We start from the raw sequence: 14,913 nt of genomic DNA on the forward strand, positions 1-14,913 counted from the left end.
TCGTCTGCGCATCGCCAGTTTCGAGCGCAGTGGGCCACGCCCAACACCATGCACAGCTGATATGAACTCCCCAGGACAGATGCACATGCAACACTCCTCTTTCTCCTTCAAGTTTTCCCCCTCCGCCTTCGCCGTGATCGCCGCCTGCGTGCTGGCCACGGGCGGTGCGCTGGTTTTCTCGGGCGCATCGCGTGCCGCCGATGAACCCAAGGCGGGCCAGCCCCGGCCTGCGCTCACAGTCAGCACGGCGCAGCCACAGCGCATGCCAGTGCCGCTACGCCTGGCGGCCAACGGCAACATCGCCGCCTGGCAAGAGGCGAGCATTGGGGCCGAGAGCAACGGCCTGCGCCTGACTGACGTGCGTGTGAACGTGGGCGATGTGGTCAAGGCAGGGCAGGTGCTGGCCACCTTCTCGGCCGACACGGTGCTGGCCGATGTGGCCCAGAGCCGCGCCAGCCTGCTCGAAGCCCAGGCCAATGCGGCCGAGGCCGCCGCCAATGCCGACCGCGCCCGCTCGTTGCAAGCCACGGGCGCACTCAGCCAGCAGCAGATCCAGCAGTTCACCACGGCTGAGCAAACCGCCAAGGCCCGCGTGGAAGCGGCCAAGGCCGCGCTGAACGCGCAGCAGCTGCGCCTCAAATACACGCAGGTGGTGGCGCCTGACAGCGGCGTGATCTCGGCCCGCACGGCCACCGTGGGCGCGGTGGTGGGTGCCGGCACGGAGCTGTTCCGCATGGTGCGCAAGGGCCGCCTGGAGTGGCGCGCCGAGGTCACGTCCACCGAGCTGCGGCGCATCCAGCCCGGGGCCAAGGTCAGCGTCACCGCTGCCAGCGGCGCAGCGGCCGAGGGCACCGTGCGCATGGTCGCACCCACGGTGGACCCGCAAACGCGCAATGCGCTGGTCTATGTGGACCTGCCCGCCAACACCGACTTCCGTGCCGGGATGTTTGCGCGGGGCGAGTTCGCACTGGGCAGCAGCGACGCACTCACCGTGCCACAAGAGGCGCTGGTGGTGCGCGACGGGTTCTCGTACGTGTTTGTGGTGGGCGGCGACCAGCGCGTGCAGATGCGCAAGGTCCAGACCGGCCGCCGCGTGGCCGACCGAGTCGAGGTGCTGTCGGGCCTGGATGCTGGAGCCTCCGTTGCCGTGCGCGGTGCGGGCTTTTTGAACGATGGCGACCTGGTGCGCGTGGCGGCCCCTGCGGCGGCGCCAGCGGCTGGCAAGCAGTCCTCCAGCCAGCATTTCATGCAAAAAGTGCCTGTAGCGCTAGTGAATCATGCGCAAGCAGCTATTAATTAAGGAGCATTCCACATGAATGTGTCCACCTGGTCCATCAAGAACCCCATACCGGCACTGATGCTGTTTGTGCTGCTGACCTTCGGCGGCCTGCTGTCCTTCAACGCCATGAAGGTGCAGAACTTTCCCGACATCGACCTGCCCACGATCTCCGTGACCGTGGCGCTGCCGGGCGCCTCGCCCGCGCAGCTGGAGAACGACGTGGCGCGCAAGATCGAGAACAGCATCGCCACGCTGCAGGGCCTCAAGCACATCTACACCAAGGTGCAGGACGGCGGCGCCACCATCACCGCCGAGTTCCGGCTGGAGAAGCCCACGCAAGAGGCGCTGGACGACGTGCGCTCCGCCGTGGCCCGTGTGCGCGGCGACCTGCCGGGTGACGTGCGCGACCCCATCGTCACCAAGATGGACCTGGCCGCGCAGCCCGTGCTGGCCTTCACCATCGCGTCGGCCCGCATGGACGACGAGGCGCTGTCCTGGTTTGTGGACGACGCCGTGGCCAAGAAGCTGCTCACCGTGCGCGGCGTGGGCGCCGTCAACCGCGTGGGCGGTGTGCAGCGCGAGGTGCATGTGGCACTCGACCCGGTCAAGCTGCAGTCCCTGGGCGCCACGGCGGCCGATGTGTCACGCCAGCTGCGGCTGGTGCAGACGGAGAGTGCCGGCGGCCGCACCGATCTGGGCGGCAGCGAGCAGCCGGTGCGCACGCTGGCCACCGTGCAGTCGGCGCAGGAGCTGGCGGGCCTCACGCTCGCACTGTCGGACGGCCGCCACGTGCGGCTGGACCAGGTGGCCACGGTGACAGACACCATCGCCGAGCCCCGCGCGCTGGCCCTGCTCAACGGCAAGCCGGTGGTGGGCTTCGAGGTCGCACGCAGCAAGGGCGCGAGCGAAGTGGAAGTGGGCGCTGCCGTGCAGGCGGCCCTGCAAGAGATGCGCGCGCAGCACCCGGACCTGGAAATCACCGAGGCCTTCAACTTCGTGCAGCCCGTGCAGGAGGAATACGACGGCTCCATGCACCTGCTGTACGAAGGCGCGCTGCTGGCCGTGCTGGTGGTGTGGCTCTTCCTGCGCGACTGGCGCGCCACCTTCGTGTCGGCCGTGGCGCTGCCGCTGTCGGTGATCCCGGCGTTCATCGGCATGTACTGGCTGGGCTTCTCGATCAACGTGATCACGCTGCTGGCGCTGTCGCTGGTGGTGGGCATCCTGGTGGACGACGCCATCGTGGAAGTCGAGAACATCGTGCGCCACCTGCGCATGGGCAAGACGCCCTACCAGGCGGCCATGGAGGCGGCCGACGAGATCGGCCTGGCCGTGATCGCCACCACTTTCACGCTGATCGCGGTGTTTCTGCCCACGGCGTTCATGAGCGGCATTGCGGGCAAGTTCTTCAAGCAGTTTGGCTGGACGGCGTCGCTCGCGGTGTTTGCCAGCCTGGTGGTGGCACGCCTGCTCACGCCCATGATGGCGGCCTACATCCTCAAGCCCATCGTGGGCGACCACAAGGACCCGCGCTGGATGACGGTGTACCTGCGCTGGGCCGCGTGGTGCATCAAGCACCGGTGGATGACCTTCATTGCCACGGCGGCCTTTTTCATCGGCTCGCTGGCGCTGATCCCGCTGCTGCCCACCGGCTTCATCCCGCCGGACGACAACTCGCAGACCCAGGTGTACCTGGAGCTGCCGCCCGGCGCCACGCTGGCGCAGACGCGTGCCGTGGCCGAAGACGCGCGGCAGCGCATCGCCAAGGTGGAGCATGTGCAAAGTGTGTACACCACCATCGGCGGCGGCTCGGCCGGCACTGACCCCTTCATGGGCGGCGCCAGCACCGAAACGCGCAAAGCCACGCTGACCATCTTGCTGTCCGAGCGCGGCGACCGTCCGCGCAAGCAGGGCATCGAGAACCAGATCCGCGCCGCGCTGGAGACGCTGCCTGGCGTGCGCAGCAAGGTGGGCCTGGGCGGCTCGGGCGAGAAGTACGTGCTGGTGCTCACGGGCGACGACCCGCAGGCGCTGACCACGGCCGCATTGGCGGTCGAGAAAGACCTGCGCACCATCCCCGGCCTGGGCAGCATCTCGTCCACCGCCAGCCTCGTGCGCTCCGAAATTGCCGTGCGCCCCGACTTTGCCCGCGCCGCCGACCTGGGCGTGACCAGCAGCGCGATTGCCGAAACGCTGCGCATTGCCACGGTGGGTGACTACGACGTATCGCTGCCCAAGCTCAACCTGGCCGCGCGCCAGGTGCCCATCGTCGTCAAGCTGCAGGACGATGCGCGCAAGGACCTGTCGCTGCTGGAACGCCTGCCGGTGCCCGGCGCCAAAGGCCCGGTGATGCTGGGCCAGGTGGCCACGCTGGAGTTCAGCGGCGGCCCGGCCGTGGTGGACCGCTACGACCGCGCGCGCAACGTGAACTTCGAGATCGAGCTGTCGGGCCAGCCGCTGGGCGACGTGACCAAGGCGGTGGAGGCGCTGCCCTCCATCCAGAACCTGCCAGCCGGTGTGCGCCAGATCACCATTGGCGATGCCGAGATGATGGGCGAGCTGTTTGCCAGCTTTGGCCTGGCCATGCTCACCGGCGTGCTGTGCATCTACATCGTGCTGGTGCTGCTGTTCAAGGACTTCCTGCACCCGGTGACCATCCTGGCGGCGCTGCCGCTGTCGCTGGGTGGCGCGTTTGTGGGGCTACTGATTGCGCAGAAGAGCTTCTCGATGCCCTCGCTCATCGGGCTGATCATGCTCATGGGCATTGCCACCAAGAACTCCATCCTGCTGGTGGAATACGCGATTCTGGCGCGGCGCGAGCATGGCATGACGCGCTTTGAGGCGCTGATCGACGCCTGCCACAAGCGCGCCCGCCCCATCATCATGACCACGCTGGCCATGGGTGCGGGCATGCTGCCCATCGCCATCGGCCTGGGTGCTGCGGACGCGAGCTTTCGCTCGCCCATGGCGGTGGCGGTGATTGGTGGACTCATCACCTCCACGCTGCTGAGCCTCCTGGTGATTCCGGCGGTGTTTACTGGGGTGGACGACCTGGGCCAAGGGTTCGGCCGGCTGGCCCGCCGCCTGCGCGGGGGGCGCCATGCGCCGGGCGCACCGGCGGCCCCCACAGCCACAGCCGCCGCCACGGCGCAACCAGCACCTCCTTCCGCCCCCTGACGCCAAGTCTTGGCGCCCCCCCCGGCGTGAGCCCAAAAAGCAGGGCAATCACGGGGGTCGCGCGGGCTTTGGCGGGAGGTAGCCGTCGGATAATGCAACGCGCACCATGAACCTCGTCAGCCTCAACATCGAATCCATCCAGCTGGGCCATCCCCTGCCTTTTGTGCTGCGGGGGGCCGACGGCGTGTTGCTGGCGCAAAAGGGCTATGTAATCCGCACCCGCGACGAACTGGCCAAGCTGGTCGAACGCGGGCGCGAGCTGTGTGTGGACACCGACGAATCCGGCGGCAGCCACCGCGCCTACCTGGCGCAGCTGCAGCGCATGCTGATCGCCGACACCAACCTGGGCGAGATCGCCGCCATGAAGATGACGGCCGGCGAGCAGGCCGCCGCAGCGGCCGCTGCGCGTGCGGGCAAAACCCTGCCCGACTGGCCCGAGCTGCAGTTGCGCGCCACGCAGCTGCTGCGCGCCCCGTCGCCCAGCGACTTTGGCGGGCGGTTTCAGGCGCTGCACGACGAGCTGGTGCGCCATTGCGAACAGACGCCCGACGCCACGCTGCTGGCACTGATCTATCTCTCGGCCCAGGAAACGCGCATGTACAGCGCCACGCATTCCATGCTGGTCAGCTGCGTGTGCATGGTGGTGGCCCGCGAGATGCTGCGCTGGCCCAGCGGCCGGGTGCAGCAATTGGGCCACGCAGCGCTGAGCATGAACATCGCCATGACCGAGCTGCAGGACCAGTTGGTGCTGCAGACCCAGCCCCTCACCGCGACCCAGATTGCCGCCGTGGAAGACCACGCGGCGCGGTCCGAGGCGCTGCTGCGCCACCTGGGTGTGGCCGACCCGGTGTGGCTGGAGGCCGTGCGCTGCCACCACCACCGCACGCCCGGGCCCCTGGCCAAAAAGACCGAAGCCCAACAAATGGCCCGCCTACTGCAGCGCGCCGACATTTTTGGTGCCCGCCTGGCCCCCCGCGCCGCGCGGCTGCCCATGCCTGTCACTGCCGCCATGCAGGCCAGCTACTACGACGAAGAGCACCAGGTGGACGAGGCCGGCGCCGCCCTCGTCAAGACCCTGGGCGTTTACCCCCCCGGTGCCTTTGTGCGCCTGGCCAGCCGTGAAGTGGGCGTGGTCATCCGCCGGGGCACCACCGCCACCACCCCCCGCGTGGCCGTGGTGACCAACCGCGACGGCATGGCCACGGGCGAGCCCATTCCCCGCGATACGGGCATGCCGCCCTGGAAGGTCACCGGGGTGGTGGCTTTCAAGGACGTGCGGGTCAACCTGTCGCTGGACCGCCTGCTGCAGATGGTCTGACGCCTGGGAGGGCGCTGCGAGCCCCCCCGGTTCTGCGTGCCGCCGCTGTCTGCGGCGGGCCACAGCTCCCCCTCATACCTGCATGAGCCGTTGCCCATGCGTGGCTCCTGCCGCCCGTCACTGGGGCTGAAGCTGTATCCACTCCTTTCCCTACCGCGCCATGGGCCAGCGCCGGTGGTACTGCGCGGCCGCTTTTTGGCCCCCGCGTCCCGCTTCCTTCCGAAATCTGAATCCAAACGCGTGCGCGCCACGTAAACCATTCAGTACAAATAAAAACTCATGTGGACAAAAAATGATGAAATGGTTAAATTGGCTGCACTCACTGCCCAAAGTCCTATGAACCGCCTGACAAGACTCCTCTCGACAGCCACCGCGCTGGCGGCCTGGCTGCTGCTGGCGCCCGCCGCCCAAGCGGCCGATGCGCCTGCAGCGTGCCCGGCCACGCTGCAGCACACCTTCCCGCGCCTGCAGGACGAAAAGCCCCAGTCGCTGTGCCAGTACAGCGGAAAAGTGGTTCTGGTGGTCAACACGGCCAGCTTCTGTGGCTTTACCGGCCAGTACAAGGGGCTGGAAGAGCTGTATGCCCGCTACAAGGACAAGGGGCTGGTGGTGCTGGGCTTCCCGTCCAACGACTTTGCCCAAGAAAAAGGCAGCAACAAGGAAATCGCCGACTTCTGCGAAAACACTTTCGGCGTGAAATTTCCGATGTTTGCCAAGAGCAGCGTGAAAGGACCGGAGGCCTCGCCGCTGTACCAGCAGCTGGCCCAGCTGTCGGGCACGGCGCCCCGCTGGAACTTCCACAAGTATCTGCTGGGCCGCGACGGCAAGCTGGTGGACAACTACTCCAGCCTGACCGGGCCGGACAACAAGGGCCTTGTGCGTGCCATCGAACAGCAGCTCGCCCTGCCTACTCCCCGGTGAGCGCCATGACTTCTTTACATTTCTTGAAAAAAAATACAGGCGCCCTCTGGAACTTCGCCGCAGCGGCCCCACTCTATCCATTGCGCAAGACGATTGCGCGGCGTACAGTTTTAACGTTGCGAAGCCTTTCGGGCCCCTGGGTTCCGACTGACCTCCTGGAGCGCTTCTCCTCCCTCCCTCTCTTATTCGTTTCGGGACGCTTCGCAACCTTTTTATTCCAGGCGCCGGCCAGAGGGAGCCGGTCATGAAAATCGCCATCATCGGCTCCGGCATCTCCGGGCTTTCCGTCGCGCACCAGCTGCGCGGCCAGGCGGACATCACGCTGTTTGAGGCGGGCGACTACTTCGGCGGTCACACCCACACCGTCGATGTCACTCTGCCCGATGCGTCAGGCACCCCGGTCACCCACGGCGTGGACACCGGCTTTCTGGTGTTCAACGAGCGCACCTACCCCCACCTGATCCGCCTGCTGGCCAAGCTGGGCGTGGAGACCGCCAAGTCGGACATGTCGTTCTCAGTGCAGGTGCCCGCAGCACTGGGCGGCGGCCGCGCGCTGGAATGGAGCGGCACCAACCTCAGCACCGTGTTTGCCCAGCGTTCCAACCTGGTCAACCCGCGCTTTCTGGGCATGCTGCGCGACCTGCTGCGCTTCAACCAACTGTGCACGCGCATTGCCGACAAGCAGGCCGAGGCAGCGCTGATGCAGCCCCTGGGCGACTTCTTGCGCGAGCACCGCTTTGGCGACGCCTTCCGCGACTGGTACTTCCTGCCCATGCTGGGCTGCATCTGGAGCTGCCCCACCGACCAGATGCTGAAGTTCCCCGTGGCCACCATGATCCGGTTCTGCCACAACCATGGCCTGATCCAGGTGAGCAACCGCCCCCAGTGGTGGACGGTGTCTGGCGGTGCGCGCCACTATGTGGACAAGATCGTGGCGGGCATTGCCGACAAGCGCCTGAACACCCCCGTGCGCCGCATTGAGCGCGACGCCGCCGGTGTGCGCGTGGTGACTGCAGACCGCGCCGAACACTTCGACAAGGTGGTGCTGGCCACGCACTCCGACCAGTCCCTCGCGCTGTTGGCCCAGCCCACGACGCAGGAGCGCGCCGTGCTCGGCGCCATCCGCTACCAGGCCAACCGCGCCGTGTTGCACACCGATACGTCCGTGCTGCCCGAACGCCGCGCCGCCTGGGCCGCGTGGAACTACGAACGTGCGCCGCAACGCAGCCGCGAGTCGGCCCGCGTGTGCCTGCACTACCTCATCAACCAGCTGCAGCCCGTGCCCTTTGCGCAGCCCGTGGTGGTGTCACTGAACCCGGTGCGCGACATAGCGCCCGAACACGTGATCGGCAGCTACGACTACGCCCACCCCGTGTTTGACATGGCCGCCATCCGCGCGCAGCAGCAGGTGGGCAAGCTGCAAGGGCAGCAGCACACCTGGTTCTGCGGCGCCTGGACGGGCTACGGCTTCCACGAAGACGGCCTCAAATCGGGCCTGGCCGTGGCCGAGCAATTGCTGGCAGCCCTGCCAGCCCCACTGGCGGAGGCTGCGTGAGCCACGCGCCGGCCCCCACCGCAGCGCCCCTGATCGGCTTCGGCCAGGTGCGCCACACGCGGCTGCGGCCCCGGCGGCATGCGTTCGCCTACCCCACGTTTTTCCTGATGCTGCCGATGCGCGGCCTGCCCGGCATGCGTGGAGAGCTGGCTGTGAACCGGCGTGGCGCCATCAGCTTCCATGACGTGGACCACGGCGACGGCCGCAGCGCCGCGCAGGGCGGGGCACTGGCCTGGCTGGACGAGTTGCTGCGCACCGAAGGCATCACCGACGCCACGGGTGAGGTGTGGCTGCACTGCTACCCCCGTGTGCTGGGCTACACCTTCAAACCCGTGAGCTTCTGGTACTGCCACCGTGCCGATGGCCGCCTGCGCACCATCGTGGTGGAAGTGAACAACACCTTTGGCGAGCGCCACTGCTACCTGCTGGATGCGCCGCAGTACGGCGTGGAACAGCAGGCGCGCAAGGTGTTCCACGTGTCGCCGTTCTGCGAGGTGAGCGGCAGTTACCGCTTTCGTTTCATGCGCACCGAAGCCGGTGCACAGGACGCAGGCCGGACCGTGGTGCGCATCGACCACGACGACGACACCGGCCCGCTCATCCAGACCAGCGTGAGCGGCACCCTGCAGGCCATCACCGCACAGACCCTGCGCCAGGCGCTCTGGGGCTACCCCGCCATGACGCTGGCCATCATTGCCCGCATCCACTGGCACGCGCTGCAGCTGTGGCTCAAGCGCGTGCGTTTCCATCGCAAGCCCGAGGCGCCTGCCTCCATCGTGACCCGTTGATCTCCATGTCGTTCCAGCCCCGCGAGACCGCCGCCATGAACTCCACCACCGCCACCCGCTCCGACCGCAACGCGCAGGCCCTGCCCGCAGGCACTCCGGCAGCCGCCCGCACCGCGCTCAGGCTGCTGCAGCGCCTGCAGCACGGCCACCTCACGGTGCAGTTGCCTGACGGCACCCTGCAGCACTTCGGGCACGGCGATGGCCCCTCGGCGGCGATCACGCTCAAGAACTGGAATGTCTGCAGCGCAGCGCTCAAGTCGGGCGACATCGGCTTTGCCGAGAGCTACATCGCGGGCGACTGGACCACCCCGCACCTGACCGATCTGCTCAAGCTCTTCATCGCCAACCGCCAGCAGGTGGAAGGCGTGATCTACGGCACCTGGGCCGGCCGCCTGCTGTACCGCATCAAGCACCTGCTCAACCGCAACACCCGCGCCAACAGCCAGAAGAACATCCACGCCCACTACGACCTGGGCAACGCGTTCTACGAACTCTGGCTGGACGACACGATGAACTACTCGTCCGCCTGGTTCGAAGGCGATGCAGGCGGCGACATGCGCGTGGCCCAGCACGCCAAGGTGCGGCGCGCGTTGCGCATGGCCGGTGTGCAGCCAAATTCCCGGGTGCTGGAGATCGGCTGTGGCTGGGGCGCGCTGGCCGAGATGGCGACCGTCGAATTCGGCGCCCACCTGACGGGCGTGACGCTCTCCACCGAGCAGCTCGCCTTCGCGCAAAAGCGCATGGCGCAGCAGGGGGTGGCCGAGCACGCCGACCTGCGCCTGCAGGACTACCGCGACATCCAGGACGGCCCGTACGACGCCATCTGCTCCATCGAGATGGTCGAGGCCGTGGGCCGCGAATACTGGCCCACCTACTTCCAGTCGGTGAACCGCTTGCTCAAGCCCGGCGGCCGGGCCTGCATCCAGAGCATCGTCATCGACGACAGCCTGTTCGAGCGCTACATCAGCTCCACGGATTTCATCCAGCAGTACATCTTCCCGGGTGGCTGCCTGCCGTGTCCGCGCGAGTTCCGCCGCGAAGCCGAGGCGGCAGGCCTGCGCGTGGTCGACGAGTTTGCGTTTGGCCAGGACTACGCCGAAACCCTCAAGCGGTGGCGCGAGCGCTTCCTCGCGCAGCGCACGCAGATCCTGCAGCTGGGGTTTGACGAGCGCTTCATGCACATCTGGGAGTTCTACCTGGCGTATTGCGAGGCGGCGTTTGCGATGAGCAACATCGACCTGGTGCAGTACACCCTGGCCAAGGACTGATGATTGCTATGAAAAATATAGCTGCTACCGCAATATTCACTAGCGCATTGATGGCTTTTGGCCCTCAAACCGCGCTGGCGCAGGTTGCAGAGGCCAGCGCAGCCGCCGCAGCCCCGCTGTCGGGGGCCCGCCTGGTCGGCCAGGGCGTGCTGCGGTTTCTGGGGTTTGAGATCTACCGTGCGCGGCTGTGGGTGCAGCCCGGTTTTGATGCCGACAACTACGCCGCCCACCCCCTGGCGCTGGAGCTGACCTACCACCGCGATTTTTCGGCCGAGGCCATTGCCAAGCGCTCCATCGAAGAGATGCGCCGCGTGGGCAGCTTCACGCCGCAGCAGGCCGCGCGCTGGCAGCAGGCACTGACCGCCGCGCTGCCGGATGTGAAGGCCGGCGACCGGCTGCTGGGCCTGTACCAGCCTGGCACGGGCGCCGTGTTCAAGATGGGCGGGCGTGTGGTGGGCGAAGTGCCTGACGCCGAGTTCTCGCGCCTGTTCTTCGGCATCTGGCTGTCGCCGCAGACCTCCGAACCCGGACTGCGGCAAGAGCTGATCGCGGCCACCCGCACTGCGGGACAAGGGCAGCAATGACCTCCACCACGCCCATGCGCGCCGGCCAAGGCCTGGCCTATGGGCTGCTGGGCCTGCCGCTGGCTTTTGTGGCGCTGCCGCTGTATGTGCTGTTGCCCAACCACTACGCCCGCGAGTTCGGCATGCCACTGGCCACGCTGGGCTCGGTGCTGCTGGCGGCGCGGCTGTTTGACGCGGTGTCCGACCCGCTGCTGGGGCGTCTGTCCGACTACTTGTTCGGCCGCTCGGTGCGCGCCGTGCTGGCGGTGGGCGCGGTGTCGGCCGTGGTGCTGGCACTGGGGCTGAGCAGCCTGTTCTTTCCATGGGTGCGTGGGGCGGATGCACTGATTGCCTGGGCGCTGGTGGCACTGCTTATCACCTACACGGCCTATAGCCAGCTGGGCATTGCGCACCAGTCCTGGGGCGCACGGCTGGGCGGCGACGAGTTGCAGCGCGGCCGCATCGTGGCCTGGCGTGAGGGCGCCGCGCTGGTGGGCGTGGTGCTGGCTTCGGTGCTGCCCGCGCTGCTGGGCCTGCCGGTGATGCTCAGTGTGTTTGCCCTCACCCTGCTGCTGGGCTGGTGGGCGTGGACCAGAGCCCCACGCCCCGCAGACCATGCTGAGGCCGTGGCAGGCGTGTACCGCCCGGCACAGCGCGCCAGCCTGTGGCGGCCCTGGGGACGGGCTGCCTTTCGCCGCCTGCTGGCCGTGTTCATGCTCAACGGCATCGCCAGTGCCATCCCGGCCACGCTGGTGCTGTTCTTCATCCAGGACCGTCTGCAGGCCCCGCCGGCGCAGGAGCCCATGTTCCTCGCGGCCTATTTTGTCTGTGCGGCGCTGTCCATTCCGCTGTGGCTGCGTGCCGTGGCGCGCTGGGGCCTGGCGCGCACCTGGCTGGCGGGCATGCTGCTGGCGATTGCCGTGTTCGTGTGGACGGCGTTTCTGGGCGCGGGTGATGTGTTGCCGTTCATGGTGGTCTGCGCGCTGTCGGGTGTGGCCCTGGGCACAGACCTGGCCCTGCCCAGCGCCCTGCTGGCGGGCGTGATCGCGGCCGAGGGCGACAGCGGCCGGCACGAGGGCGCGTACTTCGGCTGGTGGAACTTTGCCACCAAGCTCAACCTGGCCCTGGCCGCAGGCCTGGCGCTGCCCCTGCTGGGCTGGCTGGGCTACACGCCGGGCACGCGCAGCGAAGACGGCTTGCAGACACTGGGCCTGGCCTACGCCGTGCTGCCCTGCGCGCTCAAGCTGGCGGCAGCGGCAGCGCTGTACGTCCTTTTTCTGCGGCACCCACGCGGTGCGGCGATGGCTGGAACCTGACACCCATACCCCCAAGGCACAACCCATGATGCAAAGACGCCTCCTCATTTCCGCCGCTGTGGCTGCGCCCGTGGTGCTGTCCGGCTGCGCCAGCCAGAACCTGGATAGCTACGCCACCGAGAAACCGGTGCTGGACCTGGCCCAGTATTTCAACGGCAAGATCGACGCCTACGGCATCTTCCAGGACCGCAGCGGCCAGATCGTCAAACGCTTCACCGTGGTGATGGACTGCAGCTGGAAAGACAACGAGGGCGTGCTCGACGAAGCCTTCACCTACTCCGACGGCACCACGCAGCGCCGCATCTGGCGGCTGACGAAGCACGCGGACGGCCGTTACGCCGGCACCGCCGACGATGTGGTGGGCACGGCCAACGGCCAGACGCGCGGCAACGCCTTCCGCTGGAACTACACGCTGGCCCTGCCGGTGGATGGCAAGGTCTACAACGTGGACCTGGACGACTGGATGTACCTCATCGACGACCGGGTGATGCTCAACCGCGCCACCATGACCAAGTTCGGCGTGCGCCTGGGCGAGATCACGCTGTCCTTCACCAAACGCGCACCATGAGCCTCAACCCTCCCTTGCGCGACTGGCAGGGCCGCCGGGCCTGGCTCATCGGGGCCAGCAGTGGCATTGGCCGGGCCACCGCAGCCGCGCTGCATGCGCGCGGTGCGCAGGTCATCGTGTCGGCGCGCAGCGGTGATGCACTGAACGCCTTTGTCGTGCAGCACCCCGGCAGCATGGCGCTGGTTTTTGACACCGCCGAACCGGCACAGGTGCAGGCCGCCGCAGCGCAGGTGCTCGCGGGAGGGACGCCCGACCTGGTGTGCTACTGCGCGGGCTACTACCGCGACATGCGCGCCACCGACTTCGATCTGGCCGTGATGCTGCGCCACGAGCAGATCAACTACAACGGCGTGCTGCACGTGCTGGCCGCCGTGTTGCCCGCCATGCTGGCCGCAGCGGAGGCCGGGCGCCCAGGCCACGTGAGCCTGATCAGCAGCGTGGCAGGCTTTCGCGGCCTGCCCAAGAGCCTGGCCTATGGGCCCACCAAGGCGGCCCTCATCAACCTGGCCGAGGCGCTGTACCTGGACCTGCACGACCTGGGCATGGGCGTGAGCGTGATCAACCCTGGTTTTGTGGCCACGCCACTCACGGCGGGCAACGACTTCACCATGCCGGCCCTCATCTCACCCGAGGCAGCGGCGGCGGCCATCGTGCAGGGCTGGGAGCGGGGGCATTTCGACATCCACTTCCCCAAGCGTTTCACACGCGTGATGAAGCTGCTGCGGCTGTTGCCGTACCGTTGGTACTTCCCCGCCGTTCGCCGCTTCACAGGCCTTTGACTTTTGCGATGCAGCCCCCGAACACATCCCCATCCACCGAAGAAGCCGTCACGCGCGTTGTCGCATTCTTTGAAAACCTCTCGCCTGCCGACATAGCGGCCATTGGCCATTTCTACGCACCACAGGCGCGCTTCAAGGACCCCTTCAACGAGGTGCAGGGCGTGCCTGCCATCCAGGCCATTTTTGCCCACATGTTTGAGGCGCTGGAGCAGCCGCGTTTTGTGGTCACCGGCCGGGTGGTGCAGGGCACGCAGTGCTTCTTGACCTGGGACTTCCTGTTCGCGTTCAAGGACTTTCACAAGGGCGTGACGCAGACCGTGCGTGGTGCCTCGCACCTGGTGCTGGACGAACAGGGTCTGGTGACGCTGCACCGCGACTACTGGGATGCGGCCGAAGAGCTGTACGAAAAGCTGCCCGTGGTGGGCGCACTGATGCGCTGGCTCAAGAAACGCGCCAATAGCTAACAGCGCAGGCCTTCATACGGCAGCACGGATGCGTGGGTGCCCCGGCAGCGGCACGGCACGCTGCAACACGCCTTCGGCCAGCCACAGCGCACTGTTCCACGCCCGTTGCGCCACATAGGGCAGAGGCAGCTGCTGGTAGTCGTCGTTGAAGACCTCGAAGCTGTAATCGCCCTGGTAGCCCATGCCGTCCAGCGTGCGTACCAGTTCGGCCAGCGCCTTGCTGTGCACGCCTTCGCCAGGGAACACGCGAAAGTGCCGTGCGGTCTCGATGCGCTCTTGCACTGTGCGCGTTTCCTGCCACATGAAGTCGGACAGCTGCACGAGGTAGATCTTGGCGGGGTCCACGTCCTCCAGCGCCGCGAGCGGCGTGCTGGTGGCGAACTGGTGGTACGAATCAATGGCCAGCCCGAGGTTGGGGCAATCGGCCTGCTCCACGGCGGCCCAAGCCTGGTGCACCTCGTTGATGTGGCGGCCCCAGGAGAGGCCCTCAAACGCCACGCGGATGCCATGGGGCAGCGCCAGCAGGGCCAGCTTGCGCAGGTCGCGCGCAATGGTATCGGCGTCAGACGTGGCGTGCGAAGACGTGGAGCTACAGGCCAGCAGCACGGGCGCGCCCAGGTCGCGCGCCATCAGGATCATCTGCTTGGCGATGTCCACCTTGTAGCTGTGCAGGTGGCCGGACAGACCCTCGAAGTCGCGCAGCACCTGGAAGCCCGTCACCCGCAGGCCGCTGCTGCGCACGGCATGCACGGCGGCCTCGATGCCTTCGGGGTGGCCCACGATGTCGCGTGCGGCCAGCATGATCTGGCCAAATCCGGCGGCCTTGACGGCGGCGAGCTTGGCCTCCAGCGGGCCGGCCAGGCTGATGGTGTCCATGCCAAAGTCGGCGACGTTACGTTGCATGGTGGATGTGCGCATGG

The 14,913-nt window shown here is 67.3% G+C and carries 13 protein-coding genes; 12 read left to right on the forward strand and 1 reads right to left on the reverse strand.

Annotated features, from left to right (window positions below):
• Positions 1-85: 85 nt before the first annotated feature.
• From C8C95_RS08645 to C8C95_RS08700, 12 genes are all read left to right on the forward strand, one after another.
• A complete protein-coding gene (locus tag C8C95_RS08645) occupies positions 86-1,300 on the forward strand; it encodes an efflux RND transporter periplasmic adaptor subunit (protein WP_116750198.1) in 1,215 nt (404 codons plus the stop codon).
• A 12-nt stretch (positions 1,301-1,312) separates the two neighbouring features.
• Positions 1,313-4,453, forward strand: a complete 3,141-nt coding sequence (locus C8C95_RS08650; RefSeq protein WP_056742866.1) for an efflux RND transporter permease subunit — start codon at positions 1,313-1,315, stop codon at positions 4,451-4,453.
• Positions 4,454-4,559: 106 nt separating this feature from the next.
• Complete coding sequence (locus C8C95_RS08655) at positions 4,560-5,771, forward strand: hypothetical protein (RefSeq protein WP_056067843.1); 1,212 nt, start codon at positions 4,560-4,562, stop codon at positions 5,769-5,771.
• Positions 5,772-6,107: 336 nt separating this feature from the next.
• A complete protein-coding gene (locus tag C8C95_RS08660; RefSeq protein WP_056742863.1) occupies positions 6,108-6,692 on the forward strand; it encodes a glutathione peroxidase in 585 nt (194 codons plus the stop codon).
• A gap of 244 nt (positions 6,693-6,936) precedes the next feature.
• Positions 6,937-8,247 carry an FAD-dependent oxidoreductase gene (locus C8C95_RS08665; protein WP_116748302.1) on the forward strand — a complete coding sequence of 437 codons (1,311 nt, stop codon included), beginning with the start codon at positions 6,937-6,939 and terminating at the stop codon, positions 8,245-8,247.
• Positions 8,244-9,035, forward strand: a complete 792-nt coding sequence (locus C8C95_RS08670; RefSeq protein ID WP_116748303.1) for a DUF1365 domain-containing protein — start codon at positions 8,244-8,246, stop codon at positions 9,033-9,035. Before C8C95_RS08665 ends, C8C95_RS08670 begins: the two co-directional genes overlap by 4 nt.
• 35 nt (positions 9,036-9,070) lie before the next feature.
• Entirely contained in the window at positions 9,071-10,303 is a 1,233-nt protein-coding gene (locus C8C95_RS08675; protein WP_116750199.1) for a cyclopropane-fatty-acyl-phospholipid synthase family protein, read from the forward strand.
• 50 nt (positions 10,304-10,353) lie between these two features.
• The gene (locus C8C95_RS08680; RefSeq protein WP_056057555.1) at positions 10,354-10,887 is read left to right on the forward strand and encodes a chalcone isomerase family protein; all 534 of its coding nucleotides are present in this window, start codon (positions 10,354-10,356) and stop codon (positions 10,885-10,887) included.
• Positions 10,884-12,182: an MFS transporter gene (locus C8C95_RS08685; RefSeq protein ID WP_116748304.1), complete on the forward strand. Its 1,299-nt coding sequence runs from the start codon at positions 10,884-10,886 to the stop codon at positions 12,180-12,182. The genes C8C95_RS08680 and C8C95_RS08685 overlap by 4 nt, the downstream gene beginning before the upstream one ends.
• 25 nt (positions 12,183-12,207) lie before the next feature.
• Positions 12,208-12,750, forward strand: coding sequence for a DUF3833 domain-containing protein (locus tag C8C95_RS08690; protein ID WP_116748305.1), 543 nt, complete (start codon positions 12,208-12,210; stop codon positions 12,748-12,750).
• Complete coding sequence (locus C8C95_RS08695) at positions 12,747-13,529, forward strand: SDR family NAD(P)-dependent oxidoreductase (RefSeq protein WP_116748306.1); 783 nt, start codon at positions 12,747-12,749, stop codon at positions 13,527-13,529. Before C8C95_RS08690 ends, C8C95_RS08695 begins: the two co-directional genes overlap by 4 nt.
• 8 nt (positions 13,530-13,537) lie before the next feature.
• Positions 13,538-13,993, forward strand: a complete 456-nt coding sequence (locus tag C8C95_RS08700; RefSeq protein ID WP_116748307.1) for a nuclear transport factor 2 family protein — start codon at positions 13,538-13,540, stop codon at positions 13,991-13,993.
• 12 nt (positions 13,994-14,005) lie between these two features.
• Here C8C95_RS08700 and C8C95_RS08705 read toward each other — a convergent pair whose 3' ends face one another.
• Positions 14,006-14,911: a sugar phosphate isomerase/epimerase family protein gene (locus C8C95_RS08705; RefSeq protein WP_116748308.1), complete on the reverse strand. Its 906-nt coding sequence runs from the start codon at positions 14,909-14,911 to the stop codon at positions 14,006-14,008.
• Positions 14,912-14,913: the final 2 nt, after the last annotated feature.

Source organism: Acidovorax sp. 99 (assembly GCF_003096455.1).
In the GTDB taxonomy this organism is placed as follows: Bacteria; Pseudomonadota; Gammaproteobacteria; order Burkholderiales; family Burkholderiaceae_C; genus Acidovorax; species Acidovorax delafieldii.

Bases quoted from the DNA above. Each gene is read 5' to 3' on its own strand.
- C8C95_RS08645 (WP_116750198.1), top strand. From the start codon at position 86: ATGCAACACTCCTCTTTCTCCTTCAAGTTTTCCCCCTCCGCCTTCGCC.
- C8C95_RS08650 (WP_056742866.1), top strand. From the start codon at position 1,313: ATGAATGTGTCCACCTGGTCCATCAAGAACCCCATACCGGCACTGATG.
- C8C95_RS08655 (WP_056067843.1), top strand. From the start codon at position 4,560: ATGAACCTCGTCAGCCTCAACATCGAATCCATCCAGCTGGGCCATCCC.
- C8C95_RS08660 (WP_056742863.1), top strand. From the start codon at position 6,108: ATGAACCGCCTGACAAGACTCCTCTCGACAGCCACCGCGCTGGCGGCC.
- C8C95_RS08665 (WP_116748302.1), top strand. From the start codon at position 6,937: ATGAAAATCGCCATCATCGGCTCCGGCATCTCCGGGCTTTCCGTCGCG.
- C8C95_RS08675 (WP_116750199.1), top strand. From the start codon at position 9,071: ATGAACTCCACCACCGCCACCCGCTCCGACCGCAACGCGCAGGCCCTG.
- C8C95_RS08680 (WP_056057555.1), top strand. From the start codon at position 10,354: ATGGCTTTTGGCCCTCAAACCGCGCTGGCGCAGGTTGCAGAGGCCAGC.
- C8C95_RS08685 (WP_116748304.1), top strand. From the start codon at position 10,884: ATGACCTCCACCACGCCCATGCGCGCCGGCCAAGGCCTGGCCTATGGG.
- C8C95_RS08690 (WP_116748305.1), top strand. From the start codon at position 12,208: ATGATGCAAAGACGCCTCCTCATTTCCGCCGCTGTGGCTGCGCCCGTG.
- C8C95_RS08695 (WP_116748306.1), top strand. From the start codon at position 12,747: ATGAGCCTCAACCCTCCCTTGCGCGACTGGCAGGGCCGCCGGGCCTGG.
- C8C95_RS08700 (WP_116748307.1), top strand. From the start codon at position 13,538: ATGCAGCCCCCGAACACATCCCCATCCACCGAAGAAGCCGTCACGCGC.
- C8C95_RS08705 (WP_116748308.1), bottom strand. From the start codon at position 14,911: ATGCGCACATCCACCATGCAACGTAACGTCGCCGACTTTGGCATGGAC.